The organism is Pseudomonas fluorescens (assembly GCF_902497625.1).
GTDB lineage: Bacteria > Pseudomonadota > Gammaproteobacteria > Pseudomonadales > Pseudomonadaceae > Aquipseudomonas > Aquipseudomonas fluorescens_BQ.
Genome location: NZ_CABVGX010000008.1, coordinates 144530 through 159638 on the forward strand (window position 1 = coordinate 144530; position 15109 = coordinate 159638).

General features: G+C 58.0%; 16 protein-coding genes. 6 read left to right on the plus strand and 10 right to left on the minus strand.

Annotated features, from left to right (window positions below; translation table 11 throughout):
* Nucleotides 1-96 precede the first annotated feature (96 nt).
* The 4 genes from F8N12_RS07610 to F8N12_RS07625 all read right to left on the minus strand — a co-directional run bounded on the left by F8N12_RS07610 (nucleotide 97) and on the right by F8N12_RS07625 (nucleotide 4318).
* Entirely contained in the window at nucleotides 97-1929 is a 1833-nt protein-coding gene (locus F8N12_RS07610; protein ID WP_150579908.1) for an ABC transporter ATP-binding protein, read from the minus strand.
* Between the two features lie 84 nt (nucleotides 1930-2013).
* Complete coding sequence (locus tag F8N12_RS07615) at nucleotides 2014-2571, minus strand: peptidylprolyl isomerase (RefSeq protein ID WP_150579909.1); 558 nt, start codon at nucleotides 2569-2571, stop codon at nucleotides 2014-2016.
* Complete coding sequence (locus tag F8N12_RS07620) at nucleotides 2565-3380, minus strand: alpha/beta fold hydrolase (RefSeq protein WP_150579910.1); 816 nt, start codon at nucleotides 3378-3380, stop codon at nucleotides 2565-2567. The genes F8N12_RS07615 and F8N12_RS07620 overlap by 7 nt, the downstream gene beginning before the upstream one ends.
* 14 nt (nucleotides 3381-3394) lie before the next feature.
* The gene (locus F8N12_RS07625) at nucleotides 3395-4318 is read right to left on the minus strand and encodes a LysR family transcriptional regulator (protein ID WP_150579911.1); all 924 of its coding nucleotides are present in this window, start codon (nucleotides 4316-4318) and stop codon (nucleotides 3395-3397) included.
* A gap of 48 nt (nucleotides 4319-4366) precedes the next feature.
* Between F8N12_RS07625 and F8N12_RS07630 the strand changes: the two genes are divergently transcribed.
* The 3 genes from F8N12_RS07630 (at nucleotide 4367) to F8N12_RS07640 (ending at nucleotide 6720) form a co-directional block, all read left to right on the plus strand.
* Nucleotides 4367-4681, plus strand: a complete 315-nt coding sequence (locus F8N12_RS07630; RefSeq protein WP_150579912.1) for a 3-phosphoglycerate kinase — start codon at nucleotides 4367-4369, stop codon at nucleotides 4679-4681.
* 228 nt (nucleotides 4682-4909) lie between these two features.
* Nucleotides 4910-5509, plus strand: a complete 600-nt coding sequence (locus tag F8N12_RS07635) for an FMN-dependent NADH-azoreductase (RefSeq protein ID WP_150579913.1) — start codon at nucleotides 4910-4912, stop codon at nucleotides 5507-5509.
* 344 nt (nucleotides 5510-5853) lie between these two features.
* Nucleotides 5854-6720, plus strand: coding sequence for a carboxylate/amino acid/amine transporter (locus tag F8N12_RS07640; RefSeq protein ID WP_150579914.1), 867 nt, complete (start codon nucleotides 5854-5856; stop codon nucleotides 6718-6720).
* A gap of 106 nt (nucleotides 6721-6826) precedes the next feature.
* Here the strand turns inward: F8N12_RS07640 and F8N12_RS07645 are convergent, their stop codons facing one another.
* On the minus strand, nucleotides 6827-8125 hold the full coding sequence (locus F8N12_RS07645; RefSeq protein WP_150579915.1) for a mechanosensitive ion channel family protein: 1299 nt from the start codon (nucleotides 8123-8125) through the stop codon (nucleotides 6827-6829).
* A 192-nt stretch (nucleotides 8126-8317) separates the two neighbouring features.
* On the opposite strand from F8N12_RS07645, the gene F8N12_RS07650 reads away from it, so the two are divergent.
* Nucleotides 8318-9664: a DEAD/DEAH box helicase gene (locus F8N12_RS07650; RefSeq protein WP_150579916.1), complete on the plus strand. Its 1347-nt coding sequence runs from the start codon at nucleotides 8318-8320 to the stop codon at nucleotides 9662-9664.
* Between the two features lie 150 nt (nucleotides 9665-9814).
* Here the strand turns inward: F8N12_RS07650 and F8N12_RS07655 are convergent, their stop codons facing one another.
* Both F8N12_RS07655 and F8N12_RS07660 read right to left on the minus strand, forming a co-directional pair.
* Nucleotides 9815-10090, minus strand: a complete 276-nt coding sequence (locus F8N12_RS07655; protein WP_150579917.1) for a hypothetical protein — start codon at nucleotides 10088-10090, stop codon at nucleotides 9815-9817.
* A 137-nt stretch (nucleotides 10091-10227) separates the two neighbouring features.
* Nucleotides 10228-10962, minus strand: a complete 735-nt coding sequence (locus F8N12_RS07660) for a DUF899 domain-containing protein (protein ID WP_150579918.1) — start codon at nucleotides 10960-10962, stop codon at nucleotides 10228-10230.
* Nucleotides 10963-11139: 177 nt separating this feature from the next.
* On the opposite strand from F8N12_RS07660, the gene F8N12_RS07665 reads away from it, so the two are divergent.
* On the plus strand, nucleotides 11140-11529 hold the full coding sequence (locus tag F8N12_RS07665) for a transcriptional regulator (RefSeq protein WP_150579919.1): 390 nt from the start codon (nucleotides 11140-11142) through the stop codon (nucleotides 11527-11529).
* A gap of 100 nt (nucleotides 11530-11629) precedes the next feature.
* Here the strand turns inward: F8N12_RS07665 and F8N12_RS07670 are convergent, their stop codons facing one another.
* The 3 genes from F8N12_RS07670 to F8N12_RS07680 form a co-directional block, all read right to left on the minus strand.
* The gene (locus F8N12_RS07670; RefSeq protein WP_150579920.1) at nucleotides 11630-12496 is read right to left on the minus strand and encodes a DUF6279 family lipoprotein; all 867 of its coding nucleotides are present in this window, start codon (nucleotides 12494-12496) and stop codon (nucleotides 11630-11632) included.
* Between the two features lie 65 nt (nucleotides 12497-12561).
* Nucleotides 12562-13278 (minus strand): TorF family putative porin, encoded by a 717-nt coding sequence (locus F8N12_RS07675; protein ID WP_150579921.1) that lies wholly within the window; start codon nucleotides 13276-13278, stop codon nucleotides 12562-12564.
* A 216-nt stretch (nucleotides 13279-13494) separates the two neighbouring features.
* Complete coding sequence (locus F8N12_RS07680) at nucleotides 13495-13683, minus strand: hypothetical protein (protein WP_028621608.1); 189 nt, start codon at nucleotides 13681-13683, stop codon at nucleotides 13495-13497.
* Between the two features lie 350 nt (nucleotides 13684-14033).
* Here F8N12_RS07680 and F8N12_RS07685 point away from each other — a divergent pair, with 350 nt between their 5' ends.
* Nucleotides 14034-14870, plus strand: coding sequence for a S1 RNA-binding domain-containing protein (locus F8N12_RS07685; RefSeq protein WP_150579922.1), 837 nt, complete (start codon nucleotides 14034-14036; stop codon nucleotides 14868-14870).
* Nucleotides 14871-15109: the final 239 nt, after the last annotated feature.

Genomic DNA, 15109 nt, shown 5'->3' on the forward strand with positions numbered 1-15109 from the left:
CTCGCGAAGAGCATTATCAGTCGGTATCAATGGTGCCTGACCCACCGCTTTCGCAAGCAAGCCCGCTCCCACAGGGGCAGTGGGGATCGGCCAGGATTAATCAATACCCACAAACCCGCCCGTCTGGTGCTGCCACAACCGCGCATACAACCCGCCATGCGCCAGCAGTTCGGCGTGGGTGCCAGATTCGGCAATGCGGCCTTTTTCCAGGACCACCAGCCGGTCCATACGGGCGATGGTCGACAGGCGGTGGGCGATGGCGATCACGGTTTTGCCCTGCATCAGGGTTTCCAGGCTCTCCTGGATGGCGGCTTCCACCTCCGAATCCAGTGCCGAGGTGGCTTCGTCCATGATCAGAATCGGCGCGTCCTTGAGCAGCACTCGTGCGATGGCGATACGCTGACGCTGACCGCCGGAGAGCTTCACCCCGCGTTCGCCCACATGAGCGTCGAAGCCCGTGCGGCCTTCGGCGTCCGACAGCAACGGGATGAACTCGTCAACGCGGGCCTTGTGTACCGCCTCCCAGAGTTCAGCGTCGGTGGCGTCCGGTTTGCCATACAAAAGATTGTCGCGGATCGAGCGGTGCAGCAGCGATGTGTCTTGCGTAATCATACCGATGCGTTCGCGCAGGCTTTCCTGGCTCACCTCGGCGATGTTCTGGCCATCGATGACAATCTGCCCGCCTTGCACGTCATACAGACGTAACAGCAAATTGACCAAGGTTGATTTGCCGGCGCCGGACGGGCCGATCAACCCGATCTTTTCACCGGGTTTGATGGTCAGGTTGAGGTCGCCGATGATCCCGCTCTTCTTGCCGTAGTGGAAATCCACCTGCTCGAAACGCACTTCGCCGCGGGCAACGGCCAGTGGTTTGGCCTGTTCCCGATCGGTGACGCTGACCGGTTGCGAAATGGTCTGCAAACCGTCCTGGACCATGCCGATGTTCTCAAAAATGCCGGTCACCACCCACATGATCCAGCCGGACATGTTAACGATGCGAATCACCAGGCCGGTCGCCAGGGCAATAGCGCCCACAGTGATGAGCGACTGCGTCCACAGCCATAACGCCAGGCCCGTGGTGCCGACGATCAGCAAGCCGTTCATGCTGGTGACCACAATGTCCATGCTGGTGACGACGCGGCCGGCCAGTTGCGCCTTGACCGTTTGCTCTTCGATGGCTTCCTTGGCGTACTGCTGCTCGAAATTGGTGTGCGCGAACAGCTTCAGCGTGGTGATGTTGGTGTAGCCGTCGACGATCCGGCCCATCAGTTTGGAGCGTGCATCGGAGGACACCACCGAACGCTCCTTGACCCGTGGCACGAAGTAGCAGAGGGCGCCGATGTAAGCGGCGATCCAGGTCAGCAGCGGGATCATCAGGCGCCAGTCGGCTTCAGCGAACAACACCAGCGCACTGATCGCGTAGATCAGCACGTGCCACAGCGCATCCACGGCTTGCACGGCGGAATCGCGCAACGAATTGCCGGTCTGCATGATGCGTTGGGCGATGCGCCCGGCGAAGTCGTTCTGGAAGAAATTGAGGCTCTGTTTGAGCACGTAACTGTGGTTTTGCCAGCGGATCATGCTGGTCATGCTAGGGCTAAGGGTCTGGTGCACCAGCAAGTCATGCAGGCCGACAAACACCGGGCGCAGGATCAGCGCCACCACCGCCATCCATGCCAGTTCGAGGCCATGGACCTTGAAGAAGTCAGCGTTCGGCGTGCCTTGGGTCAGGTCGATGATGCGGCTCAGGTAGCTGAAGAGCGCGACTTCGATCAGTGCACCGAACAGGCCGACGGTGAGCAGGGCGGCGAAACTTGGCCAGACCTGCTTCAGGTAGTAGGCGTAGAAGGGGAAAACCCGATCGGGCGGCGCGGCGGTAGGGGCGTCGCGGAAGATGTCGATCAGTTTTTCGAAACGGCGATAAAGCATCAGTTCTCCGCCCGCGTACGGGCTCTCCATTGAACAATTGAGCGGCGGCGCCACACGCCTGCCGCTCAGGACATCCGGCGTAACTTAGTCGATACGCTTGGCCGACTTGATGAACACAGGATCAGCTGGAACGTCTTTCATGCCGCCACGGGTGGTGGTTTGCGAATTGACGATGATGTCGACCACGTCCATGCCTTTGACCACTTTGCCAAATACCGCGTAGCCATCACCCTGGTCTAGGAAATCGTTATCCTTGACGTTGATGAAGAACTGGCTGGTGGCTGAATCCGGCGCGGAGGTGCGAGCCATGGAGAGTGTGCCACGGACGTTATGCAGGCCGTTTTTCGATTCGTTCTTGATCGCAGACTTGGTGTCTTTCTGCTGCATGTCCTTGGTGAAACCACCGCCCTGAACCATGAAGCCCGGGATCACACGGTGAAAAATCGTGTTGTTGTAAAAGCCGCTATCGACGTACTCGAGGAAGTTCTTGGTACTGATCGGTGCCTTGACTGCGTCCAGTTCGATTTCGATCTGGCCGTTGGTGGTTTCCAGCAGTACGTGCGGCGCCTTGGCAGGCGTGGCGGCCATCAGGTTGGCGGCGAACAGAACGGAGCCGGCGACGAGGGCGATTTTTTTCAGCATGGGTCAGTAATCCTGATTGAGGTTTTGTCGACTGCGGTAAGGAACTCGAGCAGTGTCTGGTTGAAGCGTTCGGGTTGATCCAGTGGGGTGGCATGGCGTGAATCGGCGATGACCACCAGCCGCGCATCGGGCAGCAGTTTTACATAGGTTTCTTTAAGTGACACCGGTGTGTAGTCATGGTCGGCGCTGATGATAAGCGTTGGACAGGACACCTTGGAAAGTCGTTCCTGAACACCCCAGCCGACGATCGCATCGAAGCTGGAGAGATAAGCATGTTTGTCATTTTTTGCCCAGCGCTCGGTCATCTTTTGCCGCAAATGCGCCTGCTCGGGTTTAGGGAATAGCTTGCCTCCCAGCGCTTTGCCGACCGTGTGCAGGCTGAGCACGCGCATCAGGCTCCAGCGCTTGAACCACTGCCAGTAATCATCGCGGCTGCGCAGTTTGACTTCGGGGCCGCTGTTGACGATGCACAGGCTCTTGAGCAGTTGCGGCTGATCCACGGCCAGTTGAAAGCCGATCATCCCGCCCATCGAGAGTCCGACGTAGTGCACAGGTCCCAGATTCAAATGTTCGATCAGGGCCATCAGGTCGGCGCTGAAGCCGGCGATGCTGTAGCGTTCGCGGGGTTTGTCCGAGCGACCGTGGCCGCGCACGTCCGGGACGATCACCCGGTAGCGGGCGGCCAGCGCCGGGATCTGCATTTCCCAGTCCAGAGTGCTCGAGCCCAGGCCGTGGACCAGCAGCAGTGGCGAGCCGTGGCCGTATTCCTCGTAATGCAGGTTGCAGCCGTCGTGTTCGAAATAGGCCATGCGTTCACTCCATGTCAGGCTTGTACGGGGGCGGCAAAAGGCGCGTCCAGCGGCGCAGTGTCGAAGGTGCGCAACAGTTCGATCAGGATCTGCGTGGCCGGGCCCAGCGGTTTGTCCTTGTTCGAGTACAAATAGAAGCTCGGATTGCGGCTGCCGCCCTGGTCCAACGGTAGCAGCTTGAGCGTGCCTTCCCGCAGTTCCCGTTCGATCATGTGCCGCGGCAACCAGGCAAACCCCAGGCCGCTACTGACAAATGTCGCAGCGGTGGCCAGGCTGCCGACGGTCCAGCGTTGTTCGGCGCCGAGCCAGCCGACGTCGCGCGGCTGCTGACGGCCGGAGTCACGGATCACCACCTGCATCTGACTTTCCAGGTCCTGGAAATTCAGTTCGCGGCTCAAGCGATGCAGGGCATGTTCAGGGTGGGCGACCGCGACGAATTCGACGTCGCTCAATTCCGCGCCCAGATAACCGGGAATGCTGAAGCCGGTGATCGCCAGGTCCGTCACGCCTTCGAGCAACACTTCTTCGACGCCCGACAACACTTCCTCACGCAAACGTACGCGGCAGCCGCGACTTTGCGGCATGAAGGCCGTCAACGCCCGTACCAGCCGCGCGCTTGGGTAGGCGGCGTCGACCACCAGCCGCACTTCGGCCTCCCAGCCTTGCTCCATATGGTGGGCCAGGTCTTCCAGCTGACTGGCCTGTTTCACCAGTTGCCGGGAGCGGCGCAGCAGCACGCCGCCCGCTTCGGTGAGCACGGCTTTGCGCCCGTCGATGCGCAGCAATGGCACGCCGAGTTGATCCTGCATGCGCGCAACGGTGTAACTGACGGATGACTGCGAGCGGTGCAGCACTTCGGCCGCCTGGGCGAAACCGCCATGGTCGACCACAGCTTGCAACGTTCGCCATTGATCAAGGGTCACGCGGGGCGCTTTCATGAATAGCTCCTCTTGTCTAAGCTGGCAGTCCTTATTGGAGACTGCCGAATGAAAAAATTGTGTTGTGTGGTTTTGGCGATGCTGCCACTCACTGCGTTTGCCTATCCGATCGATGTGCAAAAACAGCTGAATGGCCTGAGCATCGACTACGAAGCCTTCGATACCGATGAGGACATCGCGTCGATTCAGGTGAACAATTTCGGTAAAACCGACGCGATCTGTAAGGTGGTCTTCAGTAATGGACCGGAGGCGCCGCGTACCCGCACCGTCGACGTGCCCGCCGGCAAGCACTCCATCGCCACCGCCAAGTTCAACCGCACCATCATCAAGATGCGCATGAAACTGACCTGCAACCCGAAATGACTGCAAAACTTGTGGGAGTGAGCCTGCTCGCGATAGCCGTTTGCCAGTCGATATCCATTCACTGTGCCATCGTTATCGCGAGCAGGCTCGCTCCCACAGAGGGTATGCATCACTTATAAACGAAAATATTGATGGGTTGTAGCAGTTATTTGCGCTTTTTGATCGATATAATACTGTTTAACCTTCACTCCATCGCCCTACAGCATTCTCAGATGGAGGCTACATCCCATGTCCCGCGTTCTGATCATCGAAAGCAGTGCCCGTCAGCAAGACTCGGTTTCCCGTCAACTGACCCAGACCTTCATCAATCAGTGGAAAGCGGCGCACCCCAATGACCTGTTCAGCGTGCGTGACCTGGCTGTCGATCCGGTGCCGCATCTGGACATCAATTTGTTGGGCGGCTGGATGAAGCCTGAAGGGCAGCGCAACGCCAGCGAGCAGATTTCGCTGGAACGCTCCAATCAGTTGACCGACGAATTGCTGGCCGCCGACGTGCTGGTGATGGCCGCGCCGATGTACAACTTTGCGATCCCGAGCACGCTTAAAGCCTGGCTCGACCACGTGCTGCGTGCCGGTGTGACCTTCAAATATACCGAAACGGGGCCACAGGGTTTGCTGACCGGCAAGCGCGCCTTCGTACTGACCGCTCGCGGTGGCATTCATGCCGGCGGTTTATCGGATCATCAGGAACCTTACTTGCGTCAGGTCATGGGCTTCATCGGTATTCACGACGTGACCTTTATTCACGCAGAGGGCCTGAACCTGGGCGGAGACTTTCAGGAGAAAGGCCTGAACCAGGCCAATGCCCGACTTTCGCAAGTCGCCTGAGCCGTTAATCGCCAGATAATCGCTGATTGTTTTAGTGACCTGGCGCAACCCTTCAAGTCTGTTCGCGCATCGACCTCCCTTTGCACTTGTTGCTTCTGAGTGCTGTAGCCCGATTGAACGCATTAGCGAGATCGGGCTTTTTTTTGCCCGCGGTTTGGTAGGAGTTCGCATAAGTCTGTGGGAGCGAGCCTGCTCGCGATGGCGGCGCTGCACTCACCCTTTATGTCGGTGGATAAACCGCCATCGCGAACAGGCTCGCTCCCCACAGGGTTTTATGTAGGGCTCGCTGTCGCGATATCCGGAAAAACCCGCTATCGTCGCCGCCCATTCAGAACGAGGCGAGCATGGGCTATCTACTTTTTGTCACGCTGATCCAGGCGTTTTCCTTCAGCCTGATCGGTGAATACCTGGCCGGTCACGTCGACAGCTATTTCGCCGTGCTGATCCGGGTAGTGCTGGCGGGGCTGGTGTTCATTCCGTTGACCCGCTGGCGCTCGATCGAACCGGCGTTCATGCGCGGCATGCTGCTGATCGGCGCGTTGCAGTTCGGCGTGACCTACGTCTGCCTGTACCTGAGCTTTCGGGTGCTGACGGTCCCGGAAGTATTGCTGTTCACCATTCTCACGCCGCTGCACGTGACGCTGATCGAAGACGCGCTAAACCGGCGGTTCAACCCATGGGCTCTGATTGCAGCGCTGGTGGCCGTGATGGGCGCGGCGGTGATTCGCTATGACCGCATCAACCCGGATTTTTTCATGGGGTTCCTGCTGCTGCAGTTGGCCAACTTCACCTACGCCGCCGGGCAAGTGCTTTATAAACACCTGGTGGCCCGCCACCCGAGCGATCTGCCGCATTACCGCCGCTTCGGTTACTTCTACCTCGGTGCTCTGGCGGTGGCGTTGCCGGCGTTTGTGCTGTTCGGCAAATCGGACTTCCTGCCCGAAGCACCGCTGCAATGGGGCGTGCTGCTGTTCCTCGGCCTGGTCTCGACCGCGTTGGGGCTTTATTGGTGGAATAAAGGCGCGTGCATGGTGCACGGCGGGACGCTGGCGGTGATGAACAACCTGCATGTGCCCGTGGGGTTGCTGATCAATTTGCTCATCTGGAATCAGCATGAAGAGCTGGGGCGCTTGCTGCTGGGCGGGTCGGTGATTTTGTTGGCGGTGTGGATCAGCCGGTTGGGTGTACGGCAATCCGCCGTCGCACACTGAACCCAGTGGGAGCGAGCCTGCTCGCGAAAGCGGTGGGTCAGTCGACATTGATATCGTCTGACCCACCGCCTTCGCGAAGCAGGCTCGCTCCTACAGGGAATTATGGTCACATGATGTGTTTTTCCGGCTCGGGAATGTGGCTCGCGCCTAACATGGCCGGCAGCAGGCCGGCCCGCAAATCCCCGCCGCTCGGCTGTTGATACAGGCTCAAGCCAAACTCCGGCAGCACCGCCAGCAGATAATCGAAAATATCCCCTTGAATCCGCTCATAGTCCGCCCACGCCGTGGTGCGGGTGAAGCAATAAATCTCCAGCGGAATGCCTTGCGCAGTGGTTTGCATCTGCCGGACCATGCAGGTCATGTTCGGCTGGATCTCCGGGTGGCTCTTCAGATACGCCAGCGCATAGGCGCGGAAAGTACCGATGTTGGTCATCCGCCGCCTGTTTGCCGACATCGCCGCAACGTTGCCTTGCGCTTCATTCCACGCCCTGAGCTCGGCCTGCTTGCGGCCGATGTAGTCGGTCAGCAGATGGACTTGTGACAGCTTCTGCTCTTCGTCGTCGCGGATGAACCGCACGCCGCTGGCGTCGATGAACAGGCTGCGTTTGATTCGCCGTCCGCCGGACTGCTGCATGCCGCGCCAGTTCTTGAACGATTCGGACATCAGCCGCCAAGTCGGAATCGAGACGATGGTCTTGTCGAAGTTCTGCACTTTCACCGTGTGTAACGTGATGTCGACCACATCGCCATCAGCGCCGACCTGCGGCATCTCGATCCAGTCGCCGACCCGCAACATGTCGTTGCTGGTGAGCTGCACGCTGGCCACGAACGACAGCAGCGTGTCCTTGTAGACCAACAGAATCACCGCTGACATCGCGCCGAGACCGGACAGCAGCAACAGCGGTGAGCGATCAATCAACGTGGCAACGATGATGATCGCAGCGAACACGTACAAGACCATTTTCGTCAGTTGCACATAACCCTTGATCGAGCGCGTGCGGGCGTGTTCAGTGCGGGCATAGATGTCGAGCAGGGCACTGAGCAGTGCGCTCAGGGCGAGCACCAGGAACAGAATGGTGAACGCCATGGCGACGTTGCCAAGGAAAATCAGACTGGTCTTGCCCAACGCCGGCACCAGCTGCAGGCCGAACTGGATCACCAGCGACGGCGTCATCTGCGCCAGGCGATGAAACACCTTGTTATGACGAAAGTCGTTGATCCAGTGCAGTGCCGGCTGGCGGCCGAGCAGTTTGGTCGCATGCAGAATCACGTAGCGCGCCACTCGTCCGAGCACCAGCGCCACCGTCAGCAACAGCAGCAGTCCCAGACTGGAATGCAGGAGCGGGTGCTGATCGAGCGCACCCCAGAGGTCTTGGGCGTTGAGCCAGAGCTGTTTGATATCCATGGGTAAAAGCGGTTCTTCTATTGGACGCGACGGTCGATTAGAGCATTTAAGAGGCTTTGCGTGACGGTTGAGGACAAATCAGGCAACAAAATCACTACTGTTTGCTGCCGTTTGCACAAAGAAACTCGGCCTTCGCGCTCGAAACCGGTACCCTATGCAGCTGTTTTTTTGTATTTCTTCGAGGTAGCACCCGTGTTTTCCCAATTCGCCCTGCACGAACGCCTGCTCAAAGCCGTGGCCGAGCTTAAATTTGTCGAGCCAACGCCTGTGCAAGCAGCGGCTATCCCGCTGGCGCTGCAAGGGCGTGACCTACGGGTGACAGCGCAAACCGGCAGCGGTAAAACCGCGGCGTTCGTTTTGCCGATCCTCAACCGCTTGATCGGCCCGGCGAAAGTCCGCGTCAGCATCAAGACCCTGATTCTGCTGCCGACCCGCGAGCTCGCCCAGCAGACCATCAAGGAAGTCGAGCGCTTTGCCCAGTTCACCTTCATCAAATCCGGCCTGATCACCGGCGGTGAAGATTTCAAGGTTCAGGCTGCCATGCTGCGCAAGGTGCCGGACATCCTGATCGGGACGCCGGGGCGGATGATCGAACAACTGAACGCCGGCAACCTCGATTTGAAGGAAGTCGAAGTGCTGGTGCTCGACGAAGCCGACCGCATGCTCGACATGGGTTTCGCCGAAGACGTCCAGCGCCTGGTGCAAGAGTGCACCAATCGCCAGCAGACGATGTTGTTCTCGGCCACCACCGGTGGTTCGGGCCTGCGTGAAATGGTTGCCAAGGTGCTCAACAACCCTGAGCACCTGCAGCTGAACAACGTCAGCGACCTGAACGCGACCACTCGCCAACAGATCATCACCGCTGACCACAATCAGCACAAAGAGCAGATCGTCAATTGGCTGCTGGCCAATGAGACGTACCAGAAAGCCATCGTCTTCACCAACACCCGGGCCATGGCTGACCGCATCTACGGTCGTCTGGTGGCGCAGGAGTACAAAGCGTTCGTGCTGCACGGTGACAAGGACCAGAAAGACCGCAAGCTGGCCATTGATCGCTTGAAGCAGGGCGGGGTGAAGATTCTCGTCGCCACCGACGTTGCCGCTCGCGGTCTGGACGTTGACGGCCTCGATCTGGTGATCAACTTCGACATGCCACGCAGCGGCGATGAATACGTTCACCGTATCGGCCGTACCGGTCGCGCCGGCAACGATGGCCTGGCCATCTCGCTGATCTGCCACGGCGACTGGAACCTGATGTCCAGCGTCGAGCGCTACCTCAAGCAGAGCTTCGAGCGCCGCACCATCAAGGAAGTCAAAGGCACCTACGGCGGACCGAAAAAGGTCAAGGCCTCGGGCAAAGCCGTCGGCGTGAAGAAGAAAAAAGTCGACGCCAAAGGCGAGAAGAAGAAAACCGGCGCCAAGGCTCCGACCAAGCGCAAAATCGCCAACCGCCCGAAGACCGACGCCCTGTCGCTGGTCAGCAAGGACGGCATGGCCCCGCTCAAGCGCCGCAAGCCGGAAACTCCGGCTGCCGAGTAACGTTCTCTGCGCTCAATAAAAAACCCGGACAGCGATTGTCCGGGTTTTTTTATGACTCAATTAAACCGCCACCCCCTGGAAGCTGGCGATCTTGCTGGTATCCCACCCTCGCGGGAGCTGGCGAAGCCTGCGATCTTTCGATCCGTCCGCTTAGCTATCAGCCTTCTTCTGCGCCGTATCCAACTCTTTCAACCGCTGATCAATCAGCTGGCACTTGTCCGGCACGTCCGCGCTGGCGGTATCCAGGTCCATCTTCTGCAGTTCATCGTTCATCTCTTTGGCCTTGGCCGGATTCTGCTGCGTGAGTTCGGTCACTCGTTTGGCCAGTTGCTCGCGCTTGATCGTGGCTTCTTCCGGAGTACACGCCCATGCGGGGAGGGCGCAGGCGAGTGTGGCGGCGAGGGTGAGCTTGACAAGAGTTTTCATGGAATGGCCTCAGATCCGTTTCGGGGCGGTTAAACGGTTGAGGCATTTTTCGGGGTGAAAGTTCCGCCGGTGTTGCGTCCACAGCATAGGGGCCGTGAGAAACCACACCACAGCCCCGTGGCGAATGCTGCCACGCTTTATCCGCCATGACAGCTACTGGACGTTCCCACACTTTCATATCGATCGTGATGCTCCATCCAATCCATGATTTCCCGCTCATTACGCCCCTTCGGCGTCAGATCCAGGTAGTTATAAGCACCCACCAACATATCCAGCCCCCGCGCGTAAGCGGAATAGGTATGGAAAGTTTCCCCATCCTCTGCGCGGTAAAACACACTCAAACCCGGAAGTTCTCCCTCGGTGGCGTTGGACTTTTCGTAGTTGTACGTAGCTTTACCTGCAGCAACGTCCTCTGCACGTAATGAAACCCCAAAGTCATAGTTGAAATCGCAGCCTTCTGAAGAGAACCAATCAAACTTCCAGCCCATGCGCCGCTTGAATGCTTGAAACTGCGCATAAGGCGCGTGGGAAACCACCACCACCGCTACATCGTGGTGGGCCAGATGCAGATTGGCGCCATCAATGTGATCGGCGAGAAACGAACAACCGGAACAGCCTTCGTCCCAACCTTTGCCATACATGAAATGGTAGATGATCAGTTGGCTGCGACCGCCGAACAGGTCGGCCAGTTTCAGAAGGCCTTTGGGGCCCTGGAAGTGATAGTCCTTGTCGATCTTCACCCAGGGCAGGGCGCGACGCTCGGCGCTGAGTTTATCGCGCTCCCTGGTAAATGCTTTTTCCTGAGCCAGGTGTTGCTTGCGGGCGGCTAGCCATTCTTCTCGGGAAACGACGGGGTGGTTCTGCATGTTCATCGGGTTTCTCCTGCATGAGGCTGGGAGGTGACTTACACCCACTAGTCGCGCGACCGTCGAGTCATTCGACACACCGCCGGTCAGCGGCTGCGAAAAGCCGGGCTGAACGGCTCAGGAGTGCACCGGTCACAACCTATGAAGGCCATCTCACTCACAGGCTTTGGAGGTTGAATCAGGATGACGACTTACAACTGGGATTTAATAGAACGCTTGTTGCACGAAGTGCAGAACGGTGAGCCCAGCTTCACGCCTCGGCCGTATGCTGAACAGTATGTGGCAGAAAAGGCATCCGAAGGTGTGCAGACTGAAAACGTTGACCATCTGAAGGCAGTGGCTGGCGAGTATGAAAGTTTGCTGGTTGAACGCGGATATATCGAAGCGCGCCCGGAGGAGCAGGGCGGTACGGGTTCCAATTACATACTGACGCCAAGAGGCTCGAGTTTGCTGAGCCTGATCGACAGCAGCATTCCGGGCAATGACCATCCCCGCCAGGTGCTGGATGAGCAGGAAGATGCGCTGGATGAAGTGACGTTTGACGAAGTGGCTTCGAAAGCACAGATCGCCTGATGTCGTGGTGATAGGAAAGATCGCAGCCTTCGGCAGCTCCTACAGCCAATACGCCGTCGTAGGAGCTGCCAAAGGCTGCGATCTTTTGAGCTTCTGATCTCTAGCCCTGCGAAGCCTTCAAACACTTCAAATCATTGAAGTCCTTACGCACCCCTTCAATTTTCTTCAGCAACCGCTGCCGTTGTTGCGGCGTGCTGTCTGCCATCAAGTCCACGAACAAGGCCCGTGCCTGTGCTTCGGTATTGGCGAAAGCCTGCCGGTAAGCCGGGGTCCACAGGCTCTCGCGATTCACCAGCAGCGTCTCGATTCGCTGCGGGAATTCTGCACTTTGACGCTGCGCAACGGCTGCACTGAACTGATTCTGCCAATGCGCGCGGTTGGCGATCCACTGCTTGTTCTGATCGCCTAAAGCCGCTGACCAGGCAGCGACGCGTTGTTGCTGGGTTGGGCTCAACGGACCGAGCCAGTCATTCATGCGTTTTTCCATGCGCTCGCTGCGATCCTTGATCTGCTCAGCCAGTGACGGTTTGACGTATTGCTGCTGACGCTTGCGCTGGTCCTTGGCAAACGCTTCGTTCATCTCTGCCACTTGCTTGTCATCCAGCCCTTTCAGGAGCTGGATCGCCGATGGAGTAATCTCGCGGGCGGTCTGCGCGATCGCCTGTTTGGCTTCCAGGGTGCGTTCTTGCAACGCGGCGTCGGTGACCTGATTGGTCTCGACCATCGTTTGCAAGCGGTCCAGCCAGTCCAGATAACCCGGTAATTGCGTGGAGCAATGCCAGCTCAGGTGCTCCTTGAGGCGCTCGTCGAACCAGTCTTTCTGGTCGCCGCTTATGCTCAGGTAATCACTGAGCGTCCACGGGATGATTACGTCTAGATTGCGATACGCCAGGCCGACCCGGCTGCATCCGCCAAGGACAAGGCTGAAGGTGAGTAAGACGGCAAGACATTTAAACCAGCGCGACATGGGCGAGTCCTTGCGAAAGCGTAGGTTGTCATGTGATCGCAGGAGGAGGCCGGCAGTTCAGCCAATCAATAAAAAGCGCGTTCTGCCTTGAGTGTGACCAGGCCATCGCATTGGCTGTTATGCCCGGAATAAGCGGAACAATCACTGCCGCTAAGGCTCGAGTCACTGTAGATCAGGTTGAGGTCCACGCCCATGAATGGCCGGGAAAGTTGCACCGACCAGTCGGTAAAGCTGCCGATATAGCCGCCATCAACCGACACCGGTGCGTTGAGCTGGTGCGTGGTGTATTTCATGCTGATCCCTATGCCGAACGGCTGATTACCTCCAAGGTCGGCGAACACGGTGCTGTTCTGTTTGTCCGGGTCGTTGCTGAACGCCGCGCCGAATCGGCTGCCAAGCAAAGTCAGGCCGCCGAACAGTTCCTGGCTGTCGAGGGTGTCGACGTTCGGGTAGCTGTAATGAATCATGCCGACTTCGTAACCGAGCGTATGATCGAAAGGCTGCTTGAAGCCGAAGTAAGAATCCACTTCAAGGTTGCTGCCGGGGCTGAGGCCCATACTCGGTGACCATTGGCCCACGTAGAAGCCGCTGCCGTGGCTGAGGTCGAGGCCGCCGTGGAACGACCCGGTGCTGGCCGGTTTGACCAACCCTTGGGCCATGCTGCGCGAGGGCGTCGTGCCAAGTTTGAGGTCGAAGTCGCCCAGCTCGCGCTGAAATACCTGCGCGTTGGCGACCGAACACGACAGCAGAGTGCCGAGCAATAAGCAGGAGGGTTTGAGCATGCGTCACTCCATGAACGGCGAGCGCAGGCCACAAAACCTGCTGAAACGCTTGATCTAGACGTGTGCAAGGATACCGACGAATGCACGGCATTGATGGCCGTTCGTCGATTTCAGGAAAATTGGATTAACTTTGCGGGTGTTCGGAAGGGGTCCAGTCCAGGCGCTTCGATGCTCAAAGCGCTCAGGGACCAGTGATCGCGGGGATCTTGTAGCGGTTTACTTCTTGCCCAGAGTGATCTGCTTGGACGGGCCGAAAGTCTGGCCGCTGACGCCTTTGGCAATTTGCTGGATCTCGCCACCAGACTTGAGAAACGCAGCGATCTGGTTGTTGATCGACTCGCTGGTTTCAACGGCTGGAGCTGGCTTTGCTTTGCTGGTGGATGCTTTTACACGCATGGCGGCCATTAACCTGTAGAAATTAACTTGGCCAGGTATAATACAGGAAATACTTGACAATTGCTTGGCAAATATCTCCCTGAAATACATATGGCAGGGGCCTGATTATGTGCAGGATATAATCAGTGATATATGCCTAAGCTGCTGTTTTAAATCACAAGAATGGCGGCAGACATTGCCAGGCAGGCCTCCTTTAACAGCTGAAATATTGACCGTTTGGTCTGACGAGCGGGCGTCTGGATACCCGAGGATCGGCTGAATCGCGGTTCGCCGATGATTTTCACCTGCCGCCGGCTTGACCCGTCAACGCCGCTCGCAAAACCGGGTAGAATGCCGCCCACGCAATGAGGGTATTGGAAATGGCTTTAGTCGGGCGCTACAACAGTTTGCAGGTGGTTAAACACACCAACTTCGGTTTATATCTGGACGGCGGCGCGGACGGCGAAATCCTTCTGCCCAATCGTTATATTCCCAAAGATATTCCCAGCGAAGATGAAGATTGGCTCAACGTTTTTATTTATCTGGATAGCGATGACAAACTCATCGCAACAACCGAAAAGCCGAAAGTGCAAGTCGGTGAGTTCGCCAGTTTGAAAGTCGTTGAAGTCAACAGCATCGGTATTTTCCTCGACTGGGGCCTGTCCAAGGATCTGTTGCTGCCGTACTCCGAAGAAAAGCGTCAGATGAGCGCAGGCGAGTATGTCGTGGTGCATGTTTATCTGGACAAGCACACCCGCCGCATCACGGCGACCGCGCGTCTGGACCGTTATCTGGACAAGACCCCGGCCAGTTACACACCGGGCCAGGAAGTTGACCTGCTGGTGGCCGAAGCCACCGACATGGGTTTCAAGGCGATCATCAACAACAAGCACTGGGGCTTGATTCACAAGAACGAAATCTTCAAGTTCATGCGCGCCGGTAAAGAAGAGAAGGGCTTCATCAAGGAAGTCCGTGCCGATGGCAAGATCAGCCTGAGCCTGCAACCGGTAGGTGAAGAAGCGGCAACCAGTCTCAATTCAAAGATTCTTGCCAGGTTGCGTGAGAACAATGGATCGTTGCCGGTGAGCGACAAGAGTGATCCGACTGTCATCAGCAGCATGTTTGGCGTCAGCAAGGGCAACTTCAAAAAGGCCATTGGTGCGCTGTACAAAAATGGCCAGATCGTTATCCATGCTGATCGCATTGAACTGAGCTAACCCCCGCAGCGCAACCAGCTCTTGTAGCAGCTGGCGAAGCCTGCGTCCGAGTGCGCAGCGCTCGTAAACCGTATTGCGAGCGCTGCTACAGACGCAGGCTTCGCCAGCTGCTACGGGCGCAGGCTTCGCCAGCTGCTACGGGCGCAGGCTTCGCCAGCTGCTACGGGCGCAGGCTTCGCCAGCTGCTACGGGCGCAGGCTTCGCCAGCTGCTACGGGCGCAGGCTTCGCCAGCTGCTAC

What these genes read in the sequence shown, in the direction of transcription:
- F8N12_RS07655 (WP_150579917.1), bottom strand. Translation starts at nt 10,090, where the DNA reads ATGAAAACTCTTGTCAAGCTCACCCTCGCCGCCACACTCGCCTGCGCC.
- F8N12_RS07640 (WP_150579914.1), top strand. Translation starts at nt 5,854, where the DNA reads ATGGGCTATCTACTTTTTGTCACGCTGATCCAGGCGTTTTCCTTCAGC.
- F8N12_RS07660 (WP_150579918.1), bottom strand. Translation starts at nt 10,962, where the DNA reads ATGAACATGCAGAACCACCCCGTCGTTTCCCGAGAAGAATGGCTAGCC.
- F8N12_RS07615 (WP_150579909.1), bottom strand. Translation starts at nt 2,571, where the DNA reads ATGCTGAAAAAAATCGCCCTCGTCGCCGGCTCCGTTCTGTTCGCCGCC.
- F8N12_RS07675 (WP_150579921.1), bottom strand. Translation starts at nt 13,278, where the DNA reads ATGCTCAAACCCTCCTGCTTATTGCTCGGCACTCTGCTGTCGTGTTCG.
- F8N12_RS07630 (WP_150579912.1), top strand. Translation starts at nt 4,367, where the DNA reads ATGAAAAAATTGTGTTGTGTGGTTTTGGCGATGCTGCCACTCACTGCG.
- F8N12_RS07645 (WP_150579915.1), bottom strand. Translation starts at nt 8,125, where the DNA reads ATGGATATCAAACAGCTCTGGCTCAACGCCCAAGACCTCTGGGGTGCG.
- F8N12_RS07625 (WP_150579911.1), bottom strand. Translation starts at nt 4,318, where the DNA reads ATGAAAGCGCCCCGCGTGACCCTTGATCAATGGCGAACGTTGCAAGCT.
- F8N12_RS07610 (WP_150579908.1), bottom strand. Translation starts at nt 1,929, where the DNA reads ATGCTTTATCGCCGTTTCGAAAAACTGATCGACATCTTCCGCGACGCC.
- F8N12_RS07685 (WP_150579922.1), top strand. Translation starts at nt 14,034, where the DNA reads ATGGCTTTAGTCGGGCGCTACAACAGTTTGCAGGTGGTTAAACACACC.
- F8N12_RS07670 (WP_150579920.1), bottom strand. Translation starts at nt 12,496, where the DNA reads ATGTCGCGCTGGTTTAAATGTCTTGCCGTCTTACTCACCTTCAGCCTT.
- F8N12_RS07680 (WP_028621608.1), bottom strand. Translation starts at nt 13,683, where the DNA reads ATGGCCGCCATGCGTGTAAAAGCATCCACCAGCAAAGCAAAGCCAGCT.
- F8N12_RS07635 (WP_150579913.1), top strand. Translation starts at nt 4,910, where the DNA reads ATGTCCCGCGTTCTGATCATCGAAAGCAGTGCCCGTCAGCAAGACTCG.
- F8N12_RS07620 (WP_150579910.1), bottom strand. Translation starts at nt 3,380, where the DNA reads ATGGCCTATTTCGAACACGACGGCTGCAACCTGCATTACGAGGAATAC.
- F8N12_RS07665 (WP_150579919.1), top strand. Translation starts at nt 11,140, where the DNA reads ATGACGACTTACAACTGGGATTTAATAGAACGCTTGTTGCACGAAGTG.